The sequence below is a fragment of the Paractinoplanes tereljensis genome (assembly GCF_016862435.1).
Taxonomy (GTDB): Bacteria; Actinomycetota; Actinomycetes; order Mycobacteriales; family Micromonosporaceae; genus Actinoplanes; species Actinoplanes tereljensis.
In genome coordinates this window covers 108620-116274 of record NZ_BOMY01000037.1, presented here as the reverse complement: position 1 = coordinate 116274, position 7655 = coordinate 108620, and the positions used below count along the sequence as shown (strand labels likewise).

At 69.2% G+C, this 7655-nt stretch carries 6 protein-coding genes; 1 reads left to right on the top strand and 5 read right to left on the bottom strand.

The features are described 5' to 3' along the window. Positions 1-672: 672 nt before the first annotated feature. The 3 genes from Ate02nite_RS28565 to Ate02nite_RS28555 all read right to left on the bottom strand — a co-directional run bounded on the left by Ate02nite_RS28565 (position 673) and on the right by Ate02nite_RS28555 (position 3318). Entirely contained in the window at positions 673-1401 is a 729-nt protein-coding gene (locus Ate02nite_RS28565; RefSeq protein WP_239147767.1) for an ABC transporter permease, read from the bottom strand. 97 nt (positions 1402-1498) lie between these two features. Further along, a complete protein-coding gene (locus Ate02nite_RS28560) occupies positions 1499-2512 on the bottom strand; it encodes an ABC transporter substrate-binding protein (RefSeq protein WP_203810916.1) in 1014 nt (337 codons plus the stop codon). Continuing rightward, entirely contained in the window at positions 2509-3318 is an 810-nt protein-coding gene (locus Ate02nite_RS28555) for a class I SAM-dependent methyltransferase (RefSeq protein WP_203810915.1), read from the bottom strand. Before Ate02nite_RS28555 ends, Ate02nite_RS28560 begins: the two co-directional genes overlap by 4 nt. Positions 3319-3521: 203 nt before the next feature. Here Ate02nite_RS28555 and Ate02nite_RS28550 point away from each other — a divergent pair, with 203 nt between their 5' ends. Continuing rightward, positions 3522-4289 (top strand): DUF5919 domain-containing protein, encoded by a 768-nt coding sequence (locus tag Ate02nite_RS28550; RefSeq protein ID WP_239147766.1) that lies wholly within the window; start codon positions 3522-3524, stop codon positions 4287-4289. Here the strand turns inward: Ate02nite_RS28550 and Ate02nite_RS28545 are convergent. Both Ate02nite_RS28545 and Ate02nite_RS28540 read right to left on the bottom strand, forming a co-directional pair. Beyond that, a complete protein-coding gene (locus tag Ate02nite_RS28545; RefSeq protein ID WP_203810914.1) occupies positions 4212-5741 on the bottom strand; it encodes a GGDEF domain-containing protein in 1530 nt (509 codons plus the stop codon). The genes Ate02nite_RS28550 and Ate02nite_RS28545 overlap by 78 nt on opposite strands. Before the next feature lie 101 nt (positions 5742-5842). Beyond that, the gene (locus Ate02nite_RS28540) at positions 5843-7546 is read right to left on the bottom strand and encodes a carbohydrate-binding protein (protein WP_239147765.1); all 1704 of its coding nucleotides are present in this window, start codon (positions 7544-7546) and stop codon (positions 5843-5845) included. Positions 7547-7655 lie beyond the last annotated feature (109 nt).

The window sequence follows — 7655 nt, the reverse complement described above, 5'->3', positions numbered from 1 at the left end:
GGCCCGGCCGCTGGCCCGCCGGCCCGGCCGCTGGCCCGCCCGCCGGCCGCTGGCCCGCCGGCCCGGCCGCTGGCCCGCCGGCCCGGCCGCTGGCCCGCCGGCCCGGCCGCTGGCCCGCCCGCCGGCCGCCCGGCTGCAGGCCCGCCTGTCGGCTCGCCCGGCTGCTGCCCCGCCCGGCTGCTGCCCCGCCGTTGGCCCAGCTCGCCGCTGGCCCGCCTGTCGGCCCGCCCTGCCGCTGGCCCGCCTGCCGCTGGCCCGCCTGCCGCTGGCCCGCCTGCCGGACCGCGTCGCTGCCGGACCGTCCGCTGTTGGCACGGCACTGAGGGGTAAGCCGGGCGAAGCGGCGAGCGGGCTGCTGTTTGTCGTGCTCCGCGCCGATGAGCCGGGCCAGTCGGTGTCGGCATCGGGTCGACGACGGCCGCGGCTGGTCTGTTGGCGGGCGGGGCCGCCTGGCGTGGGGTCGGGCCCGCCCGGCGCGGGCGCGCGGAGGGTGAGCTTCGCCTGCCGGGACTGAGTGCCACGGGACTGAGTCGGCCCGTATGCAAAAAGGGTCTTCTTCTTTGGATTGAAAGCGGACCGGCGCCCGGTTCCCGGAGACCGGCACTCGCGGATCGGTGCGGCGAGCGGGGGGAGGCCGGAGGAGACCAGGTGTTCGGCTGAATTGGCGGGGCGTCAGTCGGTTATGGCTCGGGCCCAGGGGAGCAGTAGGCGTTCGGTCAGGGAGACCAAATAGAAGAGGCCTACGCTTATTGCGGCCAGCAACGTTATTGCGGCGAAAGCCGTGGCGGTGTCGGCGCCGGCGTTGGCTATTACGAAGCCTAAGCCGTTGGTGGCGCCGGAAAGTTCGCCTACCAGGGCGCCTATTACCGCCAGTGGCATCGCCGTTTTCAGGCCCACGAAGATCTGTGGGAGAGCCGACGGCAGGCGGAAGCGCATGATTATCTGCCAGCGGTTGGCGGACAGCGACTGGGCCAGTTCGATCAGCTCGGCCGGCGTGCGGGTCAGGCCGGCGACGCTGGCCAGCAGGATGGGGAAGGTGCAGAGCAGGACCACCATGACGATTTTGGGGCCCTGGCCGAAGCCCATCCAGACCAGCAGCAATGGCGCGAAGGCCAGTTTGGGGATGGCGTTTACCGCGACTATGGCGGGCATGAACGCCCGCTCCAGGGGAGCGGAGAGCGCCAGAAGGGCGCCTACCGCCAGGCCCAGGCCGACCGCGATCAGGTAGCCCTGCACCACCTCCAGCAGCGTGGTTACCGCGTTGCTGGTCAGGTAGCCGGTGGTGTTCTTCAGCGCGGCCAGCACCTGCGGCGGGGTCGGCGCCAGATAGGACTCGATGTTCAGCACGACTATGGCGGCCCACCACGCGGCTATCAGCGCGATCGTGCCGATGGCCGGCAACGCTATCCGGGTGAGAAGGGGAATGACGGGCTGCCTTTCGCGGGACCGGCCGTGGGGTCTCCGGACACATCGGACGCGGACGGAGACCCCACGGCCCTCAGGAAGGAATCTGGTAGGTGATTACGTCGTCGGGAGTCAGGCCGGTCGGGATCAGGCCGGCGCTCTGGATGATGGCGATGTTGCGGGCCACCCGGTCGCGGTTGAGGCTGCCGACCGGTGCCCCGTTCGCGCCGCCCTGCACGTACGGCTGCATCAGCTTGTTCTCCGCCGCCGCTACCGGCGCGGGCTGCAGTTTCTGGTATTTGGCGTAGATGTCGCCGGCCTCGTCGGGGTGGGCCATCGCGTATTCGACCCCGCGCAGCATCGCCTTGTTGAACGCCTGCACCTGCTTCGGGTTGTCGGCGATCCGCTTCTTGGTTACGCCCAGGCCGTTGCCGTACAGGTCAGTGAGGTAGTTGCTGAACGGCATGACCACCGCGGGCTTGCCCTTGGCGGCGGCCTCGACCGCCGGCTTGCCGACCGCGAACTGGGTGGCCGCGTCGATGCTGCCGGCCGCGAGGTTCTGCGGCATCTGCTGGGGGTTCATCACCACCCACTTGATGTTGGTGCTGTCCACCCCGGCGAGCCGGGCGTACGCCTTGAACAGGCTGTAGACCACGCCGCCGGGAATGTAGGCGATGGTCTTGCCGGCCAGGTCCTTGGGCGCGGCGATGCCCTTGCCGCTGACCGCCATGATGCAGGACAGGTTCATCTGCTGTACGGCGTTGACGACGGTGAAGTCGGTGAACTTCTTCTGGCCGTACGCGATCAGGGCCGCCGTGATGTCGACCATCGCGTAGTCGGCCTGGCCGGACTGCAGCAGCTTGAGGTTCTGCTCGGTGCCGTTACCGGGCTGGACCTTCACCTCGAGGCCTTCCTCGCGGAAGTAGCCCTTCTCGATGGCGACGAAGATGAACGCCTCGCGGCCCTGCACGCCGGCACCGGTCAGATAGGTGACCGGGGTCAGCGTGCCGGACTCGGCGGCGGGGGTTTCCTTCTCGCCGCTGCTGCACGCGGTCAGCAGCAGGGCCGAGGCCAGGGCCGCGGCCGCGAATCGACGGAGATTTCTCATGCGGCTCGCCGCCCCGAGGTCGAGAGCAGCAGGATGCCGCGCAGGACCACGCGCGGGTCCAGGCCGAGGGTGGCCAGCAGGTCGAGTTCGTCGGCGGTCATCCCGGCGGCGATCAGGCGCTCGCGCTGCTCGGTCGAGCCGGCCGAAGCGAGCAGGGCCGCCCCGGTGCCGCCGCGCCAGGCGCCCTGCCAGCTCTGCGTGTCGACCTCTTCGAGGCCGACCTTCTCCATCGCGGTGAACAGGCCGCGGCACCAGGTGGGGTCGTTGCCGGCGGTACGCAGGACCTGCTGAAGAGCGGTCTCGTAGTGGGCGGTGATCTCGTGCAGCCGGTCGTCCGGAGTGGCCAGCACCGACTTCGACCAGCCGGCCTCCATCTCCTCGACGACCAGCACGCCGCCCGGCTTCAGGGCGCCGGCCAGCCGGGCCAGGACCTCGTGCCGCTCGGGCAGGTGCTGCAGGACCGCGCGGGCGTGGATGCCGTCGAACTGCCCGCCGGGCAGCTCGTCGGTCACGATGTTGTGCTGCAGGACGGTGACGCCGGCGTGTTCCCGGATGTGCTGCGGGCGGACGTCGGTGGCGATCACCTCGCCGTCCGGGCCGACCTGGTCGGCGAGCCAGCCCGCGATGGTGCCGGCCCCGGCGCCGATCTCCAGCCAGCGGGAGCCCGGCGCGACGCCGGCCTCGGTCAGCCGGCGGATCGTGAACGGGTCATGCATCTGTCCGAGCGCATCGAGCAGCTGCCGGGCCGTGGGCCGGTCGTTGCTGAACACGTATGGGGTTCCGGGATCCCGGACGGCCGTCGACATGGTCCATTCCTCTCGATTCCTGGCGGCGCGATTATTGACGATCACGTCGACCTTGGAGATCCATTGCTGAATCGCCCGCAAGTCAACCCGTACCGCTGGGACGTTTCACCCGCGTGGAAGGACCTTTCCAAGACGTATTGATCATTGAAAATGTCCTAAGAAAATGCTTGAAAAGTGCCCATAGGTACTGGCACCGTCGTCGGGTGAACAAACCCCTGCCGAACGAACAACTGCGGTCACTCATGCTTCAACGGGGCGTAAGCGCCGAGGAGCTGGCCGTGAAGTGCGGCATCGACACCAAGAGCGTCGAGCGCTGGCTGTCACACGGCCGCGTGCCGCATCGGCAGAACCGCTGGACCGCCGCCAAGCTGCTGGACGCCGACGAGACCTACCTGTGGCCGAGCATCCTGGCCCGTGGGGCCCGGGGCCGCACCACCGGGCGGTCCGAGTTGATCGAGCTCTACTCGGACCGGGCGAGCGTGCCGCGCGAGACCTGGCTGCGGCTTCTCGGCGAGGCGCAGAACAATGTGGACGTTCTGGTCTTCTCCGGCGCCTTCTTCGCCCAGGTTCAGCCGCGCATCGCCGAGGACCTCGCCGAACGGGCCCGGGACGGCGTCAAGGTGCGGCTCTGCTTCGGCGACCCGGCGAGCGCGGCGGTAGCGGTGCGTGACAACGAGGAGGGCCTGGCCGGCACGCTGCCCTCGCAGATCCAGGCCAGCCTGATCCGATACCGCGATCTTCTGGAGGTCGACGGCGCCGAAATTCGGCTGCACGGCACCACCCTTTACAACAGCCTTTTCCGGTACGACGAGCAGCTGGTCGTCAATCCACACGTCTACGGCAACCCGTCCAGCCTGAACCCGGTAATTCGACTGCAGAAGGTTGACGGCGGCCTATTGTTCGATCTTTACTGCGCGGCCTTCGAGCGAATCTGGAACTCGGCCGTTCCGTGGCCGGGAGTCGGCCAGTAGGAAGTTGGTCTGCTGGTCGGTGCGGGCCGGATGACCGGTGACCGAGTATTGATCACGGCCCTCCCGTTTGGCGGTATAGAGGGCCGCGTCGACCCGGGCGGTGAGCTCGGCGGCCGACTCGTCGCCGGTCCACAGCGCCAGCCCGGCCGAGAAGGTCTGCCCGTCCGGGGTGGCGTCGCGGAGCCGGTCCATCACGATGGCGGCGTCGCGCAGCCGGCCGTGCAGGATCAGGCCGAACTCCTCGCCGCCGTACCGGGCGATCAGGTCCTCGGCCCGCAACTGCTGCTCCCAGGCCGTGGCCGCCTCCCGCAGCAGCTGGTCGCCGGCCGGGTGGCCGAGCAGGTCGTTGTACCGCTTGAAGTGGTCCAGGTCGATCAGCCCGACGATCAGGGTGTCGCCGGCCCGGCGGGCGATGGCGAGGCGGCGCTCGAGTTCGGCATCCCAGGACCGCCGGTTGGCGATCCCGGTGAGGGCGTCCCGGTAGGCGATCGACTCGAGCCGGTCGGCTTGATCCTGCACGGTCCGGATCAGTCCGACCATCCGCATGATGACCAGCAGGAACACGACGATGCAGCAGATCGAGGCGGCCAGCCAGTCGACCCGGCCGCGGTCGACTATCCCGTTGGCGATCAGCAGCAGCGGGCTCAGCAGGCAGGCCGAGCCGATCAGCATCACCCGCCGTGGCGTGGCATTGCCGGCCGGGCGGTCGTCGCGGGCGCCGAACGCCGCCATTGAGGGATGCAGCGCGGCGCCGCCGAGCAGCACGGAGAAGACCATGAACAGGGGCGCGAGGCCGCCGACGGCCGCGTGTTGCGCGACCTGCCATTGGTAGGCGGCCTGCAGCACGCCCTGCACGGTGACCGCGACGACGAGTTGCCAGAAGGCGGGGCCGCGGCGGACCGAGGAGGTACACATCCGGATCACCCCGGCGAGCATCAGCAGGCCGGCCAGCGGGTACGCCATCGCTACCAACCGGACGTCCAGTGACATCCCCGGAGCGACAAGTGCCCGCAGGAACAGCAGCCAGACGGCCAGGCCAAGGCCGACGCTGACCATCAGGGTGTCGATGATGCTGTCCCGGTCCCGCCGCCAGTGCGTGCCGTTCACCAGCAGCATGAGACCGGCCAGTTCCAAGCCATATCCGGCGAGCCAGAACGGGTCCGCCAGGGAGGGGAACGGGGTCACCCCGTGGGCCACATAGATACCGAACACGACGTCGCCGGTGATGGTGGCGGTCAGGCTGGCGATCAACAGGTACCAGGGGAGTTTGCGAGCCGGGCGGTTGAGGCGGATGCCGGTGATGACGACGGCGACCGTCAGCAGCGGATAGCACCCGGCGGCGGCCGAGGCGACCGGCGAACTCTCCGGTACCAGGCTGCCCACCAGCACCACCAGCACCGCACTGACGGCCAGGTAGCCCAGCCAGAGCCGACGGATCCCGGAAACTGCCATAACCGCCCCGATCGGCCGCCGACCGGCGCCCCTGAGCGGCGGGGCGAGGTTGCTACCGTCGGGCACCCCGCCGGCCGGGTCAACGACCGGCGGGGCGCTGATCAGGACAGCGTGATCGCGTCCAGCTCGGCGTAACCGGTCCCGCCGGCGAAGTACGGCGAGCCCTTGGCCAGCCGGATCGTGTTCCAGCCGGCGTTGAGGTTCACCGTGGTGTTGACCGAGGAGCCGAACGTTCCCCATGCGCTGGTGGCCGGATAGGTCACCGTCGACCAGGCGCTGCCGTTGGCGGCCAGGCCCTGGGTGGCGCTCGCGCCGGTGGCGTTGGCGTACCCGATGTTCAGCGTGTACGCCCGGGTCTGCGGCACGTTGACCAGGAAGTCGACGAACGACGCGCTGCGCATGTCGGTCGTGCCGTCGATCTGTCCGACGTAACCACCGCTGGAGGCCGAGGCCGAGGAGAACCGGTTGGCGTTGACCACCGTGGCGTTCTCCGCCTCGTACCGCTGCTGCCAGGTCGGCACGCCGCTGACCGGGGTGACCAGCAGCTGGTAGGAGTCCAGGGCGTTCATGCTGTTGACCGGCACGCTGATGCTGCCGCTGACCACGTTGTAGGTGCCCGAGCTGACCGCGATCGGCGCGCTCTGGTTGGTGGTGCGCCCGGTGGTGCCGCTGCGCGTCAGGGTGACCCGGACCTGGGTGCCCAGCGCCGCGAGCCCGTTGACCTTGACGGTGTTGTTCCCGCTGTCCCCGCCGAGCACCACGTTGACGATCTTGCGGGTGCTGTCGTACGCGGCGACCCCCTCCAGCCACGAGCCCGGGACCGTCTGCACGATGTTGCCGGCCAGGTCGCCGTACCACTTGTAGGTCCAGTACGACGCGGTCGGCGCGTTGTTGTAGAGCAGGCCGTTGAGCGTGCCGGCCTCGTACCAGTAGGCGCGTTCGGCGTCGCGGATGCCGTGCCGTTCGAAGACCGCCATGTAGTGGACCGCCACGCTGGGGATGTCGACCTGCGACGGCGAGGCGTACTCGTTGATCGAGATCGGCCGGGGCGTGATGCCCAGCGAGGTCTCGATCGCCCGGTAGTCGGCGACGTGCGCCTGCACGTTGAGGTAGCTGTCGTTGTCCAGCTCGTGCCAGACGATCACGTCCGGCACGGTGCTGGTGTTCTTGGCGTTGGTGAGGAAATCGAGCATCCAGCTGTGGTTGTAGATGGAGTGGCTCGGCCCGACGATCGGGGTCACCGCGTCGAGCGTGCGGATCAGCTTGAAGGTGCGGGCCCAGCCGGCGTTGAAGGTGCCGGCCGACGCGGTGTTCCAGGTCCAGTCCGGCTCGTTCCACAGCTCGTAGCCGTCGACGTTGGTGGTGCCGGTGGCGGCCAGCCGGGCCTGCACCATGGTGCGCACCTTGGACTCCCAGTCGGCCCAGCTGATCCACTGGTACGGGAAGTTCGGGTAGATGTCCGGCAGCCGGTAGAACTGCTGGGCGCCGCTGCTTGTCACCTTGCCGCCGACCTGCAGGCCGTCACAGCAGGGCTGGGTGGCGCCGTTGCCGAGTTGCTGACCACCGGGCGGGGGCTGGGTCAGGTGGTTCAGCCGCAACGGGTACATCAGGCTCAGCGGCGGGTTGTTGCCGGTGTTCACGGCGTACAGCCCGCCGGCCGCCACGTGGGTGACCGGCCGCACGACGGTGCCGACGTTGACGGTGAGGGTGTTTCCGGCGGCCTGCGCCGGGGCGGAGAGCGTGCTGGTGGCGAGAACGGTGAGGACGGTCAGGGCCGCCGCGGACACGGCGGTTCGGCTACGCACAACATCACCTCGGGGATAGTGATGGCGCCTCAGATGTAGCTAGGGGGAGTTCGGGCGTCAAGGAAAACGATTGCCTTGACGCTAGGGATCGCCTCCTGTGTATGTCAAG